The following is a 20,404-nucleotide window of genomic DNA, read 5'->3' as shown; positions in this document are numbered from 1 at the left end:
TGAGAAACGTTATTTTTTTGTGAGATACGGCATATCCAAATGGGCAAAACCAGCTGGCGTCACCATCCGGCCGCGCGGTGTGCGCTTTAAAAAGCCGATTTGAAGCAAGTACGGCTCATACATTTCCTCGATGGTCGCGGTTTCTTCACCAATGTTGGCAGCAATAGTCGCTAAGCCCACCGGCCCGCCATCATAATCGCGGATCATCATCATGAGCAGTTTGCGATCGATTTGATCCAAACCGCGTTCATCAACTTGCAATTGATCCAGCGCATGATCGACTAAGGCAACTGTGACGGTATCGGCTTCTGCGACATCTGCGAAATCGCGGATCCGCTTGAGCAAGCGGTTGGCGATCCGCGGTGTGCCACGAGACCGCAATGCTAAAGCTTGCGCCGATTCCAGCGGCAGTGACATGTTGAAAATACCTGCCGTACGCTGCACGATTTGGGTCAGTTCTTCTGGCGTGTAATACGCCATATGAGCCGTGATGCCAAAACGATCGCGCAACGGCGCGGATAACATCCCTGCGCGGGTGGTCGCGCCAACTAAGGTGAAAGGTGGCAAGGGAAAATGTACCGGGTGAGCCGTTGGGCCTTGTCCGACAACAATATCAATATAGAAGTCTTCCATCGCCGAGTACAGCATTTCTTCAACAATTTTTGGTAAACGATGAATTTCATCAATAAATAAGACATCGCCGGCTTGTAATTCGTTGAGTAACGCCACTAAATCGCCTGGCTTTTCGATCGCGGGCCCGGACGTGCTACGAATATGCACGCCGAGTTCGTTAGCGATCACTAAGGCCAAGGTGGTTTTCCCTAAACCAGGTGGGCCATATAATAGCACATGATCCAAGGCTTCTTCACGTTTTTTCGCCGCTTGAATATACACAGACAATTGGTGTTTAACCGCTGTTTGCCCAATATAATCCGCGAGCAACTGTGGGCGCAAAGAGCGCTCGATTGGATCTTCTTGTGCATGTGTTTGTTGATCAACGATGCGCTCGTCAGCCATACGACCCCTCCTTTTATTGACTCAATAATGATAACCCTAAGCGCATGTATGCGTCAGTGGTTTTGGCACTCGAATTTTCTAATTGACCGGCTAATTTATCGACTTGTTTTTGCGGATAGCCTAATGCCACCAAAGCAGCTAAGGCATCTGCCAATTGCGCATTGTCTGGTTGTTGCGGGAGTAATTCTTGCAACAGCGGGCCCGGGGCGTCGATTTTGCCTTTGAGATCCAAAATGATCTGTTGCGCGGTTTTCTTCCCGATACCAGGAAATTTAGTCAAAAAGCGCACATCATCTTGGGCAATGGCGTTGGCTAAGCCTTCAGTCGAGGCATTAGCTAAAATCGCTAACGCAGACTTTGGCCCGATGCCGGTGACACTCAGCAGTTGATTAAAGGTTTGTTTTTCATTGGCGTCAGCAAAACCGTACATGCTTTGGTCATTATCGCGAATGATCAACTGCACGTAAACCGTCACTTCTTGGCCTTCGTCGAATTGATAAGGATTGGCGACTAACAGCCGATAGCCGATGCCATTGACATTGATCACGATAAAACTTGGGGTAACGGCGGCAATGCGCCCTTGCATAAATTCGTACATGAGGTTCCTTTCATCAGTACGTGTGTTCGGTCTATTCTACCATAATTCTAAAGGCTACCCAACAAATCAGACTTCCGCCGCATTTTAAACTTTGAAGGACCTTGCTAAACTGAAAATAATGAGTCGCAGGCGTTGGTTTGAAAGGGTGATTTTGGGTGCAAACAACGACTTCACGAAAATTGATCAATCTCGGTACCGTCGCAATGCTCGGCGTCAGCATCGGTTTATGTGCGTACTGGTACCACTTAGGCGTCTTTCACGACCTCAACAGCATGCAAGGCTTTTTAAGCGGGATCGGCATCGTTGGGCCACTGGTGTTTATCGCCATTCACATCATTCAAGTGGTCATCCCGATCATCCCCGGTGGCATTTCAACAGCTGCTGGCGTGTTGCTATTTGGTCCATGGGCCGGATTTGCTTATAACTATATCGGCATTTGTATCGGCTCGATCATCAATTTTTGGCTAGCGCGGCATTACGGCGTCAACTTCATCCACTATGTCGTCAGCGAAAACACGTTTGAAAAATATCAACACTACACCAAAGATCAAACCAAATTCGACTGGTTCTTCGCGCTTGCCATCATTGCCCCAGTGGCACCAGATGATGTCTTGTGTTTAATGGCTGGCATGACCCACATGTCATTCAAAAAGTTTTTCTGGATCATCATCTTAGGCAAGCCGATCACCATCGCCGCATATTCTTGGGCATTAGTCACTGGCGCGCATTGGTTGACCCAATTGCTTTAACACATAAAACGGACATCACAACGATGTCCGTTTTTTTGCTTACAACATCCGCGCTAAGGTACTGATCGGCAAGCCCATCACATTATAATAATCGCCGACAATGCCTTTGATCAGCAGTGCGCCTTGACCTTGGATGCCATAAGCGCCAGCTTTATCCTGGTATTCCCCACAAGCTAAATACTGTTTGATCTCGTCATCGCTTAACGGCCAAAATTCAACGGCTGTGGTCACCACTTGCAGTTTTTCAGTGCCATCAGGTTTGTGCACAAAAACGCCAGTGTGCACATGATGCGTTTTGCCAGACAATGCTTTCAGCATCGCAAAGGCCGCTGCTTCGTCTTGCGGTTTGCCGAGCAAGTCATCTTGGTATGCCACCATCGTATCTGCAGCGATCACTGTGGCCTCTGGGTGTAAGTCAGACACCGCGCGCCCTTTAGCTTGGGCCAAGGTTTGCACATAAGTGGCTGGCGCTGAAATCGGCAAGGCCCGCTCATCGATTTGCGCCGGTTCCACTTCAAAGTCTTTGGTGATGCGTTGCAACAATTCCACGCGGCGTGGTGATTGGCTGGCTAAAATCAGCATTAGAAATCCTCCGTAGTGTGTGAGTCTTGGATGCGCTTGAACATTTTCTCCAAATCAGTGTTGGAAAAATGCACCAATACTGGGCGGCCATGCGGGCAGTTGAACGGATTTTCACATTGGGCGAGCTTCACCAACAAGGCTTGGGCTTGTTGGGCATCCAAATGGTGATTAGCTTTGATCGCCCGCTTACAGCTCATCATGATCGCCGTTTTTTCGCGGAACGCGGCGACTGTCAAATGGCCGTCTTTCAACACCCAATCCACCATTTCGCGAATGGTATCTTCTTCTTGGCCGGCTTTAAACCAAGTCGGATGTTGGCGGACAATAAAGGTATTTTGCCCGAAGTCCTCTAAATAAAGGCCAAGGCTTTCAAGCGTTTCATGCGCTGCTTTAATCGCGATGGCATCACTGGCGGGATAATCTAATACGATCGGCACCAGTAAACGTTGCAAGTCAGTCGCGACTTCACCGATTTTTTGCCGGTAGTATTCATAATTCACGCGTTCTTGGGCGGCATGTTGATCCAATAAGTACAAACCATCTGGATCTTCAGCCAACAGATACGTCCCATGCACTTGCGCCAAGTAGCGCAAATCAGGAAAACGTTTAGTCGGTTTTGGCCGAGATAGATCCGGTTGCGTAGGCTCTGATTGCTCCGATTGCGCGTATTTTTCATCCCACTGAGCTAAACGCGATCGGTCTTTAAAAATCGGCGTGCCATCGAGATCAGACATGGATTTGCCGAATGCTGGTTTATCTGTGGTCGGCTCAGGTTCAACGGTTGGGGCAGACGACTCGACAGCAGGACTCAGTTGTGGTGTCGCTTGAATTGCTGGGGCACTTGTTCGAGTGGGTTGCGGATCGAATTGTTTTTGCACATCATTGAGCGTTTGGGTCAGCTGATCCATATTCACGGCAGGCCGTTGACGCAAGTTGTGCAAGGCTTCTGGAATCAAGTTCTCAGAACTCAAGCGAGCTTTGATGGTTTGCGTGAGCAGTCTTGCCAGTTGGTCTTCTTTGCTCAAGCGCACTTCTTGTTTGGTCGGATGCACGTTGACATCCACCAACAATGGCGCCATTTCAATGTTTACCACGGCGATCGGATAGCGGCCAACCATCAACTTACTACCGTAGCCGGCAATGATGGCTTTTGTGAGCTGGTAATTTTTGATATAGCGGCCGTTGATCATCAAGCTCAAATAATTGCGCGAAGCTCGGGTGGTGTCTGGCAAAGAAAAATAGCCAGAAATCTTGAAATCATCATCTTCGCCTTGGAAACTTAGCATCCCCTTAGCCGTCGCCACACCATAAATGCCAGCCAATGTTTGTTGCAAGTCCCCGTGCCCCGCAGTTTTTAACACCATTTTATCTTGATGGCGCAAACTAAAGGCGATTTCAGGATGCGCTAAAGCTAAGCGATTGACGATATCGACGATTTTGCCGAGTTCTGTTGCTTGAGACTTCACATACTTCAAGCGCGCTGGCGTGTTGAAAAACAAATCGCGCACGGTGATCTGTGTTCCTTTGCGACTGCCAGCTTTTTCGATGTTTTGCATTTTGCCGCCGACGATATGGGCGATGGTACCAAGACCTGATTCTGTAGCGCTTTCCAAGGTGACATCGGCAACGGCGGCAATGGACGCCAACGCTTCGCCGCGAAAGCCTAAGGAATGCACATTAAAGAGATCCTTCACCGTGAGGATCTTGCTGGTGGCATGCGGCAAAAATGCAGTTGGCACATCTTCTTCGTCGATGCCCATGCCATTGTCCAGCACTTGGATCATGGTGACACCGGCATCTTTTAAGTTGATATCAACTTGAGAAGACTTCGCGTCGATACTATTTTCCACCAGTTCTTTAACGACACTGGCAGGTCGTTCAATGACTTCCCCTGCGGCAATTTGATTGCTTAGCGTCGGCGAAAGTTGATGGATTTTTGGCATAAGCTCACTTCTTCTTTAATTGCTTTTGTAAGTCATACAATAAGTTCATCGCATCCATTGGCGTGGCGGTCATGAGATCAAAGTTGCGCAACTTCTTTTCCACGGCGGACACTTTTGGTTTCACGGGTTCTGGTTCAAACAAACTCAATTGCGCTTCTGGTTCAGCGACTTGAGCGACCGGCTGTGGCTCTGGTGCGACCGGTTGGGCTGCCACTTCTGCACTATTAGCCCCATTGGCTTCAAGCTTTTGCAAAATCGTATCGGCCCGCTTTAACAAACTATCAGGTAAGCCGGCTAATTTGGCCACATGGATCCCGTAAGATTTATCCGCAGGTCCTGGCAACATTTTGTGCAAGAAGACCAAGGTGCCTTTTTCTTCCACGGCGCCGACATGAACATTTTGCAGCTTACTTAAACTATCAGACAAACTGGTCAATTCATGATAGTGGGTGGAGAACAGCGTTTTGGCGTGGACATGGTCATGCAAATACTCAATGATGGCTTGGGCTAACGCCATGCCATCATAAGTTGCCGTTCCGCGCCCAATTTCATCAAATAAAATCAAAGAGCTGGCCGTGGCGTGTTGCAAGGCGGCATCGGCTTCCATCATTTCCACCATGAACGTCGATTGGCCTTGAGCTAAGTTATCCGCGGCCCCGATGCGCGTAAAGATCTGATCAAATACTGGCAATTCGGCACTGTCTGCTGGAACGAAGCACCCGGCTTGCGCCATGATCACGATCAACGCAAACTGGCGCATGTAAGTGGATTTACCAGACATGTTAGGCCCGGTGATCAACAACATATCTGTATCATGATCCATGATCACATCGTTTGGAATGTATTGTTGCGTGCCTAACACTTGTTCTACCACGGGATGACGACCACCATGCACCGCGACGTCATGGCCTTTAGTTGCCATTTGCGGGCGAACATAGTGATTGTTTTCAGATACCGTGGCAAAACCTTGTAAAACGTCTAAGCTAGCGACTAATGCTGCCAGTTTTTGCAGGCGAGCAATCTGGGCTTTGACTTGTTCGCGGATTTCTTGGAACAAATCGTATTCCAAGCCTGCCGCAGACTCTTGGGCGGTCAACATCAAGGCGGCTTTTTCTTTAAGCTCTGGGGTGGTGAAGCGCTCAGCGTTGGTTAAAGTCATTTTGCGTTCATAACGGTCTTCGGGAACTTTATCCAAACTCCCATTCGGCACGGAAATGAACCAACCAGCGGCACTGGTATTGTTCACCTTCAGCGTCCGAATGCCAGTAATTTCGCGTTCGTGAGCTTCCAGTTCCGCCATCCACTTGGCCCCGTTGCGGTTCGTGTCGCGGTAGGTGTCGAGTTGTTGATTGTACCCGGCTAAAATCACCCCGCCATCGGTGATCGACAACTTAGCTTCAGGGTCGATCGATCGACGGATCAAATCAGCAACGTCAGTGACGGGGTCAAGTTGCGCGCGCATCTTTTCAAACGCCCCATCATCGAGCTGATCTAAAATCGCTTGAATACTTGGAATTTGGTCCAATGAGGTTTGCAACTGGATCAAATCACGCCCGTTGACATTACCATAAGCCACGCGGCCGGCTAAGCGTTCCAAGTCATACACTTGCGTCAAGCTTTGTTGCAGTTCGCTGCGTTCAAAATAATGATCCAACAAGTCTTGCACTTGTTCTTGCCGGGCATTGATGGCTTTGATATCAAGCAGTGGTCGATCCAGCCATTGCTTCAACAAGCGCCCACCCATCGCGGTTTTAGTTTGATCCACCACCGCCAGCAAGGTGTCGGCTTTGCGCCCAGTGCGCGAATTTTTCAAAATGTCTAAGTTGACGCGAGCATCCATGTCCATATCCAAATACTGGGATGGCTGATAGGCGACGGCTTTTTGAATATGGGCTAAGCTACGTTTTTGCGTGGTGAGCAAATATTGCATCAACATCACCACGACTTGGACTTCTTTAGGATCTTCTAGGTCTTGGCTGACATAACTGGCTTCAGCACTAGGCGCGGTGACGGTTTGTGGTGACAACAAGCGATCAACGCCGAGCCATTGGGCATCTTGATCGTCAAGATCGGTTGGCACCACGATTTCTTTGGTGTTTAACGCCGCGAGTTCGTTTTGTAAGGCGAACTTATTGCGCAAACGCGAGACTTTGAGTTCACCAGTCGATAAATCCGTGTAGGCAAACCCATAGTCCTTGCCCGTTGGCAACACCGCAGACAGGTAGTTGTTTTCTGTCGCTTTGCCTGGCTTCACATCCAAAATGGTCCCAGGCGTGATCAATTGCGTCACTTCGCGCTTGACCATGCCGACTGCTTTGCGGGGATCTTCGACTTGTTCGCATAACGCCACTTTATAGCCTTGATCGACTAAGGTTTCGATCGGCGCTTGCACGGCATGATGCGGCACGCCGCACATTGGGATCGCGCGGTCGGTGTTTTTGCTGCGGTAGGTCAGCTTCAGCTCAAGAATCCGCGCGCCTTTGATGGCATCATCGTTATATAATTCAAAAAAATCCCCAACGCGGTAGAACAAAAAGGCATCAGGGTATTGATCCTTGATGGCCTGGTATTGTTGCATCATTGGTGTCGTTTGTGACTTGCGTGGCATGCTTTCACCCATCCTTAAAATATCTGCATCTATTGTAGCATTATTGCAAGATCTGCGCATGACCTCGTGATCGCAGGCAACTGGCGATTTGAAATTGGGACTCCAGCAGATCGCCGCGCCATAGTGAGGGTCCTCGGGGAAGCTAACTTGATTCACTCGCTATGCTCCCGAATCGAGTGGATCTTCCCCTGCGGCTTTCCGTAAGCGGCAAGCCGCCAACGGAAATCTCACTGTGGCGCAACGACCCGCTTCTGTCCCAATTTCAAATCACTTCCACTCTGTTAGGCCACTAACATCTAATGGCGACGAAACGCGCGATTTCAACATTGAGGTACATTCGGAAAAAATCAGTGACACCTCAACATGAGCGTATTTGATCAATAAGTTGGTCATATCAACCGAGAAAATATGTGTGTGGAGATGGTCAGGTAGCACGGAGGTGAACTGGACAATTTTCTGTGGTAGTAAAATCAAGTGAAACGCCGGTTTGTGGCGATTCGCGCGGATTTTACCGGCAAAAAATGAAACGAAGTGGTTTTCTTCGATTCATTTTTTAGGTGGAAGCTCCTCAAACGGGCTTTGTTTGAGAGCTGCAACCGGCCGCACGAAAACTTGTCCAGTTCACCGGAGTGATGCCTAATCATCGACGCCACCGATTTTCGGCAAGTTGCCAAAAAACGCCTGCCGAGAAATTTCGGCAGGCGCTTGGTGAATTAGCGTTTCAAATGGTAACTGTAAGTGGCAATGATGACATTTTCGCGAGAAGCAAACGCCGTGCGCAAACGCACATTGGTTTGGTTATGCAAAATGTTTTGCCAAGGTTTCTTCGGCACGAATTGTGGAATCAATACTGTCGTGGTGAAGTTACGCTTGGCGGCATTTTTGGCGATGATGTCCACAAAGCGAATGGTTGGTCCGGTGATCGAGCGGTATGACGAATGCACATCGACGAACCGCACATCTGGGAAGTCGCGCTTGAATTCATCTTGCGTTTCGTGTTCCTTGTTGGGATTTTCATCCATGGATACGTGCATCGCGATCACGTAATCCCCGATGGTTTGTGCGTAATTCAGCGCGCCACGGGTAACGCGCGTCACGTTGCCGACTAAGACGATCACCGTTGAACCGGAGTATTCATGCTTCGCCACTTCTTCAGGCAGCCGCAATTGGGCAGCGACCATTTGATAATGGGTATGAATTTTCCAGAACACCACGATCAACAATGGCATGATAATGAAAAATGGCCAAATGTCAGGCAAGCGGTAAACAAACAAAATCACCAAGATGGCAAAAGAGATCAACGCCCCAGAGAAGTTGGCGATGGATTTGCCGATCCAACCTTTTTCAGTCGTGTGGCGTTTCCACCAGTGCCGGATCATGCCGGATTGCGACAAGGTAAACGGAATGAACACGCCGACCGCATACAGTGGAATTAGGCGTTCTGTTGAGCCTTGGAACAAGGTGATCAACAAACCGGAACCGATGGCTAAGGTCAAAATCCCGTTGGAATAGCCCAAACGGTCCCCACGATCCATATACATGTGTGGCAAGTATTTATCTTTGGCTAAGTTATAAGCAAGCACTGGGAAAGCAGAGAAACCAGTGTTGGCGGCAACGGCTAAGATCAATGCAGTGGCAAACTGGATCACATAATACATGATGCCGCCGTTACCGAACGTTTTAGCTGCGACTTGGGATAAAACGGTCACTTTAGCGACTGGGACAATGCCGTACCAGTAGTTTAAGAAGGTGATGCCGGCAAAGAAGAAGCCTAAGATGGCCGCCATGATGGCTAACGTGGAAGCCGCGTTGTGTTCGCGTGGCTTTTTGAAAAATGGCACCGCATTGGAAATCGCTTCGACCCCAGTTAAGGAACTGGACCCACTAGAAAACGCGCGGAAGATCAATGCTGCTGAAATTCCAGGCACCACGCCGCCGACAACTTGGGTGGCATGGAATGGAATTTGGCCGGTGAGGATCTGATAAAAGCCCCATACGATCATCGCCGTGATGGATACGACGAATAAGTAAACCGGAATCATTAAGAAGTTCGCTGATTCACTCATCCCCCGCAAGTTCATCAAGGCTAAGACAATGATGATCACGATGGAAATCGCCACTTGATGGCCATATAAAGCTGGAATGGCTGACGTAATGGCTTCCGCCCCAGCAGATGTGGACACCGCCACGGTCAACATATAGTCGATCAACAGCGACCCACCAGCAGCGAGGCCGGCATTTTGCCCGAGGTTTTCAGAAGCGACCACGTATGCCCCACCACCTGATGGGTAGGCATGAATGATTTGGCGATAAGATAACGTCAACGCCAATAGCAAGATCAACACGAATGCTGCGATCGGCAAGGAATACCAAATCGCTGCTGCTGATAACGTGGTCAAGACCAAAACAATTTGTTCGGTCCCGTACGCCACAGAAGACAAAGCGTCGCTAGAAAGCATGGCTAAAGCTTTGAACTTACCAAGCTTTTGGCCACCTTCTTCGTTGGACTTAAGGGGTTTCCCCACTAAGAAGCGTTTTAAATGAGACATGTCGTTTCTCCATTTTCAAAAAATCAAACAGAAGCTATTCTAGCGCACCAGTTTCTGAAAAGCTACAAAGACTTTGTGCACAATCTAAAATCCTGATCTGACAAGCTTTTAAAATGATAAATTACTGATTAATTCGCGGCCGACCCTGAGGAATTTCAGAAAGTCGCCATTTGGTGTCGGTGAGATAAATCGCTACTCACCACCAGTTGCGTGACAAGAGCCAGAACAGTGTGCGGTCATTTGAAATTGGGATGGAAGCCGGTTGGTGATACGTGGTGAGAATTCTGTTAGCGACTTGTCGCTTACAGAATTCCGCAGGTCGAGATCCACTTTTAATATGAGCGTAGCGAATGTTAAAAGTTAGCTCGGCCGAGGACCCTCTCCACGCAGCGCCAACCGGCTGGAGTCCTAATTTCAAATGGCTCACTGCGCAAAAAAATCCTGCTTACTGCGTGCGCAAAAAAATCCTGCTCCCCAACAAGGTTGGTTCGACGGGATTATTTTGCGGTTACGCGTTGGCCAATTCAATGATCACGATGTCTTTGAATGGCAATTTCCGCTTCGCGCTGGCTTCAACTGTGGCTTTGGCCTCATCGTCGATTTTGAGTTGGGCCTTTTGTTCTGGCGTGAACAACTTGTCGACGATAAAATCAATTTCAGCTTGTTTGATTTGGCGCGTTTCTTGCGTCAAGATCACATCAGTTTTGTTGAAGCCTTCCACATAATGCACATGCACGGAACCTAATGTGTACAACCGGAACGTTTTGACAGTACCGTTATGTTGTCCGAATAAGTAGCGCATGGTATATGGCAACATCTTGTGCAAACTCGCATTCAAGCGAATTGGGTTTTCAATCAGTTTCATCGAATCACTCCTTTAAAATAATTGTAGCACAACCCTACGACCAACTGGGATCTGCAGGGCTTTCGGATTGGTTGAGCAATGACAACAATGTCAACAGCTCAGTGGGCACTTGATAATCGCGCGTGTAGATCACATGCGAAATGCGCCGGGAAAAAACACCGATGCCGATCGGTGAGACTTTGCCTTGTTGATACTCTTTGGTGAAATTCACCAAAAGTTGTTGGACATCCGGCCAAGCTTTGGTCACCGAAACCGCGGCAGTTAACGCAGCGAGCACTTGAATATCTGGTTTATGGTGTTTGAACATGATGCCTTCCTCCTATCCAACAATTCGTTGGTATGCCGACAATATACACCCGATCGCCTTGTCAGCGCAAACAAAACGCCTTTTTACTCAGCTTAGTGTCATCATTTGGGTGATAAAATGCTGCCTGACCTTCAAACTGTGAAATTAAATATACCAATATAACATATGACAGCATTATTTCAGTTTATTTAGGAATAATATTAAGTGTCACGATACAAAACCTTTACAATAAAAAGCTGGACTTGTGATTTTTCAGGTGGTAATCTGTAAGCGTTAACTAGGAGGAAGGGGTGGCTTAGCGCACGTCACCAGTACTACTTCGCAACGGGGGGCAGTTCCCCGCAAACCCGAGTGAGATCGATCCACATGACCAGATCCTTGGCCGTGGGTCTCAGCATCAGTCGTGCCGGCACATAAGGGTCCCCTCTCGGACTCATACCAGGTGTGAATGGACGATTTGCCTTGTGGTAACACAAGCAGCAAGTGACGCCTGTGGACAAAAGATCATGCATGATCGAGTCGTCCCGAAAGCGGCCAAAGCCTAAGAAGCGGCGGTGGCGCAGACACGCACTTGAATATTTTGAACTGCATGAGCGTAATTGAATTGGCGTTAAAGCCACAGATCCGCGAAATGGTTCCCTGTTTCGTGGATTTGTTGTGTCCAAATACTGATCAGCACTAGCAAACTGCAAATTTTATCCAGCAGCATTCAATGAGAAGCAGCTGGCCTCACTTGAAATAAATAAATAAATAAATTTTCTCGCCAGATATTCAATGAATCACCACTTTAAAAATAACACCGCTTATTCACCACAAAAAAATCCGGTATCACCTGAAATTTTCAGATGACACCGGATTATTTTTTACCTGATCATGAAATCGGGTTGAATTACATCATGCCGCCCATACCTGCAGCTGGGTTAGCAGGTGCAGCAGGTGCATTTTCGTCAGGCTTGTCAGCAACGACAGCTTCAGTGGTCAACATCAAAGCGGCAACAGAAGCAGCGTTTTGCAAGGCGGAACGAGTTACCTTGGTTGGGTCGATGATCCCAGCTTCAGCCATGTCTTCCCACTTGTCAGTGGCAGCGTTGTAACCAAAGCCAACGTCTTCTTTCTTCATGCGGTCAACAATGACGGAACCTTCCAAACCGGCGTTAACGGCGATTTGGCGAACAGGTTCTTCCAAAGCCCGCAGCACGATGTTGATCCCAGTTTGGACGTCGCCTTCTTCTTTCAAAGCAGCAACGGCGTCGATGGTGTCAACTAAGGCAACACCACCACCAGCAACGTAGCCTTCTTCAACGGCAGCACGGGTCGCATTCAAGGCATCTTCAATGCGGTACTTGCGTTCTTTAAGTTCCGTTTCAGTGGCAGCGCCGACTTTGATCACGGCAACACCGCCGGCTAACTTAGCCAAGCGTTCTTGCAACTTTTCACGATCGAAGTCAGAAGTGGTTTCGGCAATTTGCTTGCGGATAATCGCTACACGTTCGTCAATGGCAGCCTTGTCGCCGGCGCCTTCAACGATCGTGGTCTTGTCCTTGGTGATCGTAACCTTGTTAGCAGTCCCTAATTGTTCCAACTTGGTATCTTTGAGATCCAAGCCAAGATCGGAAGTGATCACAGTACCACCAGTCAACGTTGCGATATCTTGCAATTGTTCCTTGCGACGATCGCCAAAGCCTGGGGCCTTAACAGCAACAACATTGAAGGTACCACGGATCTTGTTTAAGACCAAAGTTGGCAATGCTTCGCCGTCAACATCATCAGCAATGATCAACAATGCCTTACCTTGTTGCACGATTTCTTGTAACAATGGCAAAACGTCTTGAATGTTGGAGATCTTCTTGTCAGTGATCAAGATGTATGGGTTGTCGAGATCAGCTTCCATCTTGTCGTTATCAGTGACCATGTATTGAGACAAGTAGCCGCGATCAAATTGCATCCCTTTGACCACGTCGGATTCCGTCTTGATCCCTTTGGATTCTTCAATGGTGATAACACCGTCGTTACCCACTTTTTCCATGGCGTCAGCGATCAATTCACCAACTTCAGTAGAAGCACTGGAAACAGATGCGACTTGAGCGATTTCCTTTTTACCAGAAACGGTATGGGAGATCTTGTGTAATTGGTCAACCGCAGCGTCAGTGGCTAATTCGATCCCATGACGGATGCCAACAGGGTTAGCACCAGCTGTGACGTTCTTCATGCCTTCGCGGATGATGGCTTGGGCCAAAACCGTAGCAGTGGTCGTCCCATCACCAGCGATATCGTTGGTCTTAGTGGCAACTTCAGCAACCAACTTGGCGCCCATGTTTTCGTAGTGGTCTTCTAATTCGATGCCTTTGGCGATGGTCACACCATCGTTAGTGATTTCAGGGGCACCGTAAGACTTTTCCAATACGACGTTGCGGCCTTTAGGACCAAGCGTGGTTTTAACTGTGTCAGCCAGCTTGTCGACACCGGCAAGCATCGAACGACGAGCGTCTTCAGAGAACTTAATTTCTTTTGCCATGTGTAATTTTCACCTCATAGAATATTTTTGATCAAAAAAGTTTTAGTCAACGATAGCCATCAAGTCTTTTTCGTGCAAGACCAGATACTTTTCACCGTTGTTCTTCACTTCAGAACCTGCATACTTGTCATAAACCACGACATCGCCGACTTTGACGCTAGGGGCTAAGACTTTGCCTTCTGGCGTGCGTTCGCCTGCACCGACAGCAACGACCTTACCGGATTGAGGCTTTTCTTTAGCGTTGTTGGCTAACACGATCCCACCAACAGTCTGTTCTTCTTCTTCAACAACTTGAACGATGACGCGATCTCCTAATGGCTTTAACAAGGCAATCCCTCCATAAACATTTGTTTTATTATTTATTTAGCACTCTACATTCCTAAGTGCTAACCACAACTGCTACTATAACTAGTTTTAAGTTAGAATGCAAGTGTTTTGTAGCAATCTTCCCTCGAGAGTGCTAATTTTCAATTTTCTTAAAAAACAGCCGAGTACTTTCATTGAACTGGCAAGTCGCGGTACACTAGTGCTAATACAAAGGAGGCCGACCATGCAAACGCGTAGTTCTCGCCGGCAACAACCTCATTCAACTAAGCCTTGGGTCAAATGGCTGTGGCTCGTCATCACGGTGGCACTGTTTTCTGCTGGGGCTTATGGCTTAAGGCTCTATAGTCAAGCCAAGTATGCCATCGATAGCACCTACTCTGGTTTAAAAACCCAGAAGGTGTCCACAGACATTTCCAATAAGAAGCCTTTTGCCGCACTATTGCTCGGGGTCGATACCGGCGCGTTAGGTCGGACTTATAAAGGGAATTCCGATACCATGATCGTCGCCGTGGTCAATCCGCAAAAACATACCACCAAGTTGATTTCGATTCCCCGCGACACCGTGGCGCAGTTGATCGGTACCAAATCATTCAACATGCAAAAAATCAATGCAGCGTACAATGTCGGCGGCTCAGACATGGCCATCAACACGGTATCTAAATTAGTGAACGTCCCGATCAAGTACTATCTCACCATTAACATGGGTGGTTTGGAGAAAGTGGTTGATGACGTCGGCGGCGTCGATGTGAATGTGCCATTTTCATATTATGATTCCCATTCCAACAACAAACACTTCGTTAAAGGTAAAATGCACTTGAATGGCGAATGGGCCTTGGCTTACGCCCGCATGCGCCACGAAGATCCGCAAGGTGATTACGGTCGCCAAAAGCGCCAGCAACAAGTGATCAAGGCGATTTTGAAAAAGGCAGTTTCGTTTAGCAGTTTGTCACACTTCACGAAGCTGTTAGATACGGTTTCTTCCAATATTCAAACCAACTTGACCTTCAGCGATATGCAAAGCATTTTCCTCAACTACCGCTCTGCCGCTAAAAACGTTTCAACTGGTACCTTACAAGGCCAATCCGCTGGCGTGTATTCAAGTTTGTATGACACTTATTTGGATTATCAGATCCCGTCAACAGATGCCATGCAAAAAGTCTCCGATGAGCTCCGCGCCGCCCTTGGCTTAAAGTCTGAAACCATCAACAACGAAAACGTCAAAGAAAATGCGGCTAACAGCGGCTTCTCTTGGACCTCGACCGCCGATCAAACCTATACGATTTACAATCCAGATCTTTAACGATCCTGATCAAAAGAGCCAAGCGCAACGGTTGCGCTTGGCTCTTTTGATTCCCTAAGTTTGTGAATCGTTACTTGGCGATCATCTCAATTCGCGATTTCTTGCGCCGACGATGTTCGAGAATCAATGTTACTTAATACAACATTGCGTTTTCTGTACTACTCATCATCGCCCACTAAATTCGGTTGCACAAAACGAGGACTCACCCCACAGCTTGTCGGGACTGTTAAAATTCCTGCACAATTAGCCTATTTTGTTTGCTCATTCTTACACCAGCAAGTGATATTATCAAAAAAGCCAGCGATCCAACCACAATTGGTGGTCAGTCACTGACTTGACGATTATTGTTCGTCTGTTTCTTGTAACGTTGGTCCGTAATGTTCCAAGAAATAAATTAAGGTTTGCAATTCTGTGGCCAAATCGACATTTTGCACTCGAACATAGTTTGGCACGGAAATCCGCAGTGGTGTAAAGTTCATGATGCCTTTGATGCCAGCTTTTACCAATTCATCGGTGATGGCTTGGGCCGCATCCGTTGGCACGGTCAAGATCACGATTTCAATTTGTTGTTCTTTGAGTTGCTTGACCAATTCCGTCATCGGATAAATCGGCACGCTACTTTGAATGGTGCCGGCGATTTCAGGGTTCACATCAAAACCAGCGGAAATCCGAATATTGTTGGCTTGGCGGAAGTTGTAGTTCAATAAAGCGTGGCCGAGATTCCCAACCCCGACTAATGCGACGTTAGTCAATCGGTCTTGGTTCAAGATCTTTTTGAAGAAGGTGATCAATGACTGGACATCATAGCCATAACCGCGTTTGCCTAACGCGCCAAAATATGAAAAGTCACGGCGAATCGTGGCGCTGTCTACCTTCACCGCTTCAGACAACTCAGTCGAGCTGACTTTGGTGGTACCTGAATTCGCTAAAAACGTCAAATACCGGTAATATAAGGGTAGACGTTTTGCGGTCGCTTTTGGAATGATCGTTTCTGCCATTGGTGCTGTACCTCCTGAGGATTTGTTCAGCATTGCGCGAAACTTTTGTGAATCAGCGTTCATGCTTTCCATTCGATAGTAACCGCTTTGCGCAAGTAACGCAAGTAAATCAGGGGCTTTGCGCAAAAAAATTCACAACCAACAATAAAACAGCACCATTGAATGTGTTATATTGTTACCAAGAACATTGAAGAAAAGGATGTAATCACTGTGATCATTATGCAGGCCCAACAAGTCGGGCGGACCTTTGACGGTAACGACTTGTTTACTGGGATCAACCTCGAAGTGCAAACCGGATCTCGGGTCGGCTTAGTCGGCCCCAACGGTATCGGCAAAACCACTTTGCTGGAGATCCTTGCTGGGATCAACCCGCCAGACTACGGCCAAGTTACCACCAGCAAAAATATGTCCATCGGCTATTTGGCCCAGGACTCAGGACTCGACTCCAACCGCACCATTTTTGCGGAAATGTTGACGATTTTTGAACCGTTGATCGCGATGGAAAAGCGTATGCACGCGCTTGAAGCGCAAATCGCCGATCCTAAACTTGCCGAAGACCAAGAGCAATATGATCAAGTCATGCGCCAATACGATCAGATCCAACACGACTTCCAAGCGCAAAACGGTTATGGCTATCAAGCTGAGATCCGCTCGGTGCTACATGGCTTTCAATTTGACGACACCACTTATGACAAGCCAATCGGCAATTTGTCTGGTGGCGAACGCTCGCGCCTTGCCTTAGCGAAGTTATTGTTGGAACATCACGATTTAATCATTTTGGATGAACCGACTAACCACTTGGACATCGACACGTTAACTTGGCTTGAAGGTTACTTGAAAACATATTCTGGCGCGATTTTAACCGTCAGCCATGACCAATACTTCTTGAATCACGTCGTCACTGAACTGTATGAACTGACGCCTTCCAAGTCGATCCACTACAAAACCAACTACTCTGGCTACTTGAAGCAAAAAGCCGACAACTTAGCTTTGGCGTGGAAAGCCTACGAAAAACAACAAGAAGAAATTCATAAGTTGCAAGATTTCGTCGACAAAAATATCGTTCGCGCCAGCTCCACCAAACAAGCCCAAGCGCGGCGCAAACAACTCGAAAAAATGGACGTCCTCGCCAAACCGCAAGGCCGCGAAAAAACCGTTCACTTCCGCTTCACCCCAGAAACCACCAGCGGCAATGAAGTCTTGAAAGTGCACGACGCCACCGTCGGCTATGAACCAGATGAGCCGATGGCCGGCCCGATCAACTTCCAAGTCAACAAAGGCGATCGCATTGCCATCATCGGTCAAAACGGGGTCGGCAAATCCACCTTGTTGAAATCTGTGTTAGGTCAAATTCCATTTTTGAAAGGCCAAGCGCAATTCGGCACCAATGTCACCACCGGGTATTATGATCAGGATCAACACCAATTGCATTGGAACAAGTCAGTGCTTGATGAGATTTGGGATGATCATCCGACCATGCCGGAACAGGCGGTGCGCTCAGCACTGGCAGCCTTCTTGTTTGACGCTGATGACATCACCAAAACCGTTGCTGATCTTTCCGGTGGGCAAAAAGCCCGTCTGGAACTGACCAAGTTATCGTTAAAGCATGATAACTTTTTAGTCTTGGATGAACCGACCAACCATTTGGACATCAATTCCAAAGAAGTGTTGGAATCCGCCTTGGCAGATTTTGAAGGCACAGTGTTGTTCGTCTCACATGACCGGTACTTCATCAATGAGCTCGCCACCAGCATCGTTGAAATCGAACCGACTGGCGGCACCATGTTCTTAGGCAACTGGGATTACTACCAAGAAAAGCTCCTTGAAAAAGAAGCCGAACGTGCAGAAGCACAAGCCGCAGCGCAACCAGAAACCGTTGAAGCCCCAACTGCTGCCAAGAATTATCAACAATCCAAAGACCAACAACGCGCCCAACGCAAGCTGGAACGCGAAGTGGCCAAGCTCGAAGAACAAATGGAAAGCTTAGACCAACAAGTCTCTGACTTGCAAGAACAAATGACTGCACCAGATGTCCTCAGCGACTATGTCAAAATGGGCGAGTTGCAAACCCAGCTCGATGCCTTGAACCAAAAAGCGTCCGAAGCAGAAGATGCTTGGGAACAAGCATCACTGGAACTGGAAGAATTTGAATAAGCAAAAGGCGTCACGCGATTGCTCAATCGTGTGACGCCTTTTTGAGGTCAGCTAATGCGCTAACAACGCTTGCAAACTCCGCCCAACGCCGGCATGATCATGATTATCTACCACGGCATCGGCAACTTGTTTCACTTCAGGAATCGCATTGCTCATCGCAACGCCACACCCTACGCCTTCAAGCATGGCCAAATCATTTTCATAATCGCCAAACGCGACAAAATCTTGGACATCCCCGTGCCAAGTTTCGGCCAACGCCTTGAGCCCTGATAATTTGGTGACCCCAAAGTTGGTGATTTCCAAGAAATTCGCCGATGCCCAAACCATCGATACCGGTTCATCCACCAATTGATCGTGAATTTTCACCAACACGGCATGATCGGGATGATTGAAGCCGACTTTGTAAACTTAGTCAGTCGCCAACAACCTCAACATACGGGCTTCGGTTTTAAACAAATGGTTGTAGCCTTTGCCATGCATCAAAAAAGCAGCGTGCCACAACAAGGTATTGGTCACATCATAGCGAAAAACGCCATTTTTACGGTATAACATGAGATTCGTGTGCCCGGCTTGCGCAAGTTTCAATAACCGGGTGATCCGATCACGTGGTATTGCACTAGCTACTAACACCTGACCATGCTCGTCTTCCACATAACTGCCATTTAAACACACTTTAGCCCCAGTCACGCCGACTTTGGCCATCACTTGACTGATAGCTGGCGCTTGGCGACCTGAGGCGACCACAAAATGGATCCCGTCATCAACAGCCTGGCGAACCATTTGCGAATTTAATGGCGCGATGGTCATCCCATGATGCATGAAGGTACTATCCAAATCCGTTGCAATTGCTTGAATCATGGCCACTCCTTATGCGTGATCGAAATCTAAACCAGGATCAGCGCTGAGATCCAAACTGCCGAATTGCTTTTTGGCTAAGGCCACATGCGCCGCCGCGCCGATCATTGCGGCATTATCGCCACATAAGCGCAGTGGTGGCACAATCAAGTCGATATCGGTGTTGGCCAATTCTTTAGTCAAGCGTTCCTTCAGGCCTTGGTTTGCCGCCACACCGCCAGCAACGACTAACTGTGAGACTGGATGATCATGCAAGGCGCGCAAGGTTTTATGCGTCAACACATCCACCACTGCGGCTTGAAAACTCGTCGCCAAATCTTCACGACTCAAGGTTTCATGAATTTGATCGGCATGATGCACCGTGTTAATGAAGGCAGACTTCAAGCCTGAGAAACTGAAGTCCAAGTCTTCGGAATCATCCATCGCCCGCGGGAAGTTAAAGGTATCTTGGCCTAAATGCGCCAAGCGATCCACCTCTTTGCCGGCTGGATAGTTGATGCCAAGCACCCGGCCGATTTTATCATAAGCTTCACCAGCCGCGTCATCGCGAGTATCGCCGATGATCTTGAAATCGCCAGCCGCTTGCATGTAAACCAATTCGGTATGCCCACCGGAAACCACCAAGGCTAACAAGGGGTAAACCAAAGGCTTGACCAACTGTGCGGCATAAATGTGCCCAGCGATGTGGTTGATCGGCAATAATGGTAAATTGTGCGCAAAGGCCACAGTCTTGGCGGCAGTGACCCCGATCAATAAGGACCCGATCAACCCAGGCCCATACGTCACGGCCACAGCGTCGAGATCATCGTAAGTGACTTTGGCTTCTTTCATGGCCAAATCGATGACTTCAGTGATTTGTTCCACATGATGGCGGCTGGCCACTTCTGGTACCACCCCGCCAAAGCGCTTGTGTGAGTTGATTTGAGTGGCAATGATGTTACTTAAAATGGTATCCCCGTTTTTGATCACCGCCACACTGGTTTCATCACAGCTACTTTCAAACGCTAAAATCAATTCTGGTTGACTCAACATGTTCT

The 20,404-nt window shown here is 48.1% G+C and carries 15 protein-coding genes and 1 pseudogene; 3 read left to right on the top strand and 13 right to left on the bottom strand.

What is annotated here, in order from left to right; genetic code table 11:
- Positions 1-9 precede the first annotated feature (9 nt).
- Complete coding sequence (ruvB, locus tag FD01_RS14205) at positions 10-1,017, bottom strand: Holliday junction branch migration DNA helicase RuvB (protein WP_056964944.1); 1,008 nt, start codon at positions 1,015-1,017, stop codon at positions 10-12.
- 13 nt (positions 1,018-1,030) lie between these two features.
- Positions 1,031-1,615: a Holliday junction branch migration protein RuvA gene (gene ruvA / locus FD01_RS14200; RefSeq protein ID WP_054714639.1), complete on the bottom strand. Its 585-nt coding sequence runs from the start codon at positions 1,613-1,615 to the stop codon at positions 1,031-1,033.
- Positions 1,616-1,770: 155 nt separating this feature from the next.
- On the opposite strand from ruvA, the gene FD01_RS14195 reads away from it, so the two are divergent.
- Positions 1,771-2,364, top strand: coding sequence for a TVP38/TMEM64 family protein (locus FD01_RS14195; RefSeq protein WP_404820819.1), 594 nt, complete (start codon positions 1,771-1,773; stop codon positions 2,362-2,364).
- A gap of 39 nt (positions 2,365-2,403) precedes the next feature.
- Here FD01_RS14195 and FD01_RS14190 read toward each other — a convergent pair whose 3' ends face one another.
- The 8 genes from FD01_RS14190 to groES form a co-directional block, all read right to left on the bottom strand.
- On the bottom strand, positions 2,404-2,946 hold the full coding sequence (locus FD01_RS14190) for a Maf family protein (protein ID WP_054714636.1): 543 nt from the start codon (positions 2,944-2,946) through the stop codon (positions 2,404-2,406).
- Positions 2,946-4,889: a DNA mismatch repair endonuclease MutL gene (mutL, locus tag FD01_RS14185; RefSeq protein ID WP_056964942.1), complete on the bottom strand. Its 1,944-nt coding sequence runs from the start codon at positions 4,887-4,889 to the stop codon at positions 2,946-2,948. The genes FD01_RS14190 and mutL overlap by 1 nt, the downstream gene beginning before the upstream one ends.
- Before the next feature lie 4 nt (positions 4,890-4,893).
- Positions 4,894-7,497, bottom strand: coding sequence for a DNA mismatch repair protein MutS (gene mutS, locus FD01_RS14180; RefSeq protein ID WP_056964940.1), 2,604 nt, complete (start codon positions 7,495-7,497; stop codon positions 4,894-4,896).
- A gap of 713 nt (positions 7,498-8,210) precedes the next feature.
- On the bottom strand, positions 8,211-10,046 hold the full coding sequence (locus FD01_RS14175; protein ID WP_054714631.1) for an APC family permease: 1,836 nt from the start codon (positions 10,044-10,046) through the stop codon (positions 8,211-8,213).
- Between the two features lie 508 nt (positions 10,047-10,554).
- Complete coding sequence (locus FD01_RS14170; RefSeq protein WP_054714628.1) at positions 10,555-10,911, bottom strand: DUF1827 family protein; 357 nt, start codon at positions 10,909-10,911, stop codon at positions 10,555-10,557.
- Between the two features lie 34 nt (positions 10,912-10,945).
- Entirely contained in the window at positions 10,946-11,218 is a 273-nt protein-coding gene (locus tag FD01_RS14165) for a hypothetical protein (protein WP_054714625.1), read from the bottom strand.
- An 889-nt stretch (positions 11,219-12,107) separates the two neighbouring features.
- On the bottom strand, positions 12,108-13,733 hold the full coding sequence (gene groL, locus FD01_RS14160) for a chaperonin GroEL (protein ID WP_056964938.1): 1,626 nt from the start codon (positions 13,731-13,733) through the stop codon (positions 12,108-12,110).
- 42 nt (positions 13,734-13,775) lie between these two features.
- Entirely contained in the window at positions 13,776-14,060 is a 285-nt protein-coding gene (gene groES / locus FD01_RS14155; protein WP_054714622.1) for a co-chaperone GroES, read from the bottom strand.
- 223 nt (positions 14,061-14,283) lie between these two features.
- Between groES and FD01_RS14150 the strand changes: the two genes are divergently transcribed.
- The gene (locus FD01_RS14150) at positions 14,284-15,360 is read left to right on the top strand and encodes an LCP family glycopolymer transferase (RefSeq protein WP_056964936.1); all 1,077 of its coding nucleotides are present in this window, start codon (positions 14,284-14,286) and stop codon (positions 15,358-15,360) included.
- A 341-nt stretch (positions 15,361-15,701) separates the two neighbouring features.
- Here FD01_RS14150 and FD01_RS14145 read toward each other — a convergent pair whose 3' ends face one another.
- A complete protein-coding gene (locus FD01_RS14145; protein WP_054714650.1) occupies positions 15,702-16,358 on the bottom strand; it encodes a redox-sensing transcriptional repressor Rex in 657 nt (218 codons plus the stop codon).
- A 210-nt stretch (positions 16,359-16,568) separates the two neighbouring features.
- Here FD01_RS14145 and FD01_RS14140 point away from each other — a divergent pair, with 210 nt between their 5' ends.
- Complete coding sequence (locus FD01_RS14140) at positions 16,569-18,512, top strand: ABC-F family ATP-binding cassette domain-containing protein (protein WP_056964934.1); 1,944 nt, start codon at positions 16,569-16,571, stop codon at positions 18,510-18,512.
- 51 nt (positions 18,513-18,563) lie between these two features.
- Here the strand turns inward: FD01_RS14140 and FD01_RS16875 are convergent.
- A pseudogene (locus FD01_RS16875) lies at positions 18,564-19,370 on the bottom strand (HAD family hydrolase).
- A gap of 9 nt (positions 19,371-19,379) precedes the next feature.
- The gene (tsaD, locus tag FD01_RS14125) at positions 19,380-20,396 is read right to left on the bottom strand and encodes a tRNA (adenosine(37)-N6)-threonylcarbamoyltransferase complex transferase subunit TsaD (protein ID WP_056964953.1); all 1,017 of its coding nucleotides are present in this window, start codon (positions 20,394-20,396) and stop codon (positions 19,380-19,382) included.
- Between the last annotated feature and the right edge of the window lie 8 nt (positions 20,397-20,404).

It is taken from the genome of Lacticaseibacillus manihotivorans DSM 13343 = JCM 12514 (assembly GCF_001435035.1).
Classification (GTDB): domain Bacteria; phylum Bacillota; class Bacilli; order Lactobacillales; family Lactobacillaceae; genus Lacticaseibacillus; species Lacticaseibacillus manihotivorans.
The sequence above is the reverse complement of the archived record's forward strand: the minus strand, read 5'-3'. Positions and strand labels throughout refer to the sequence as shown.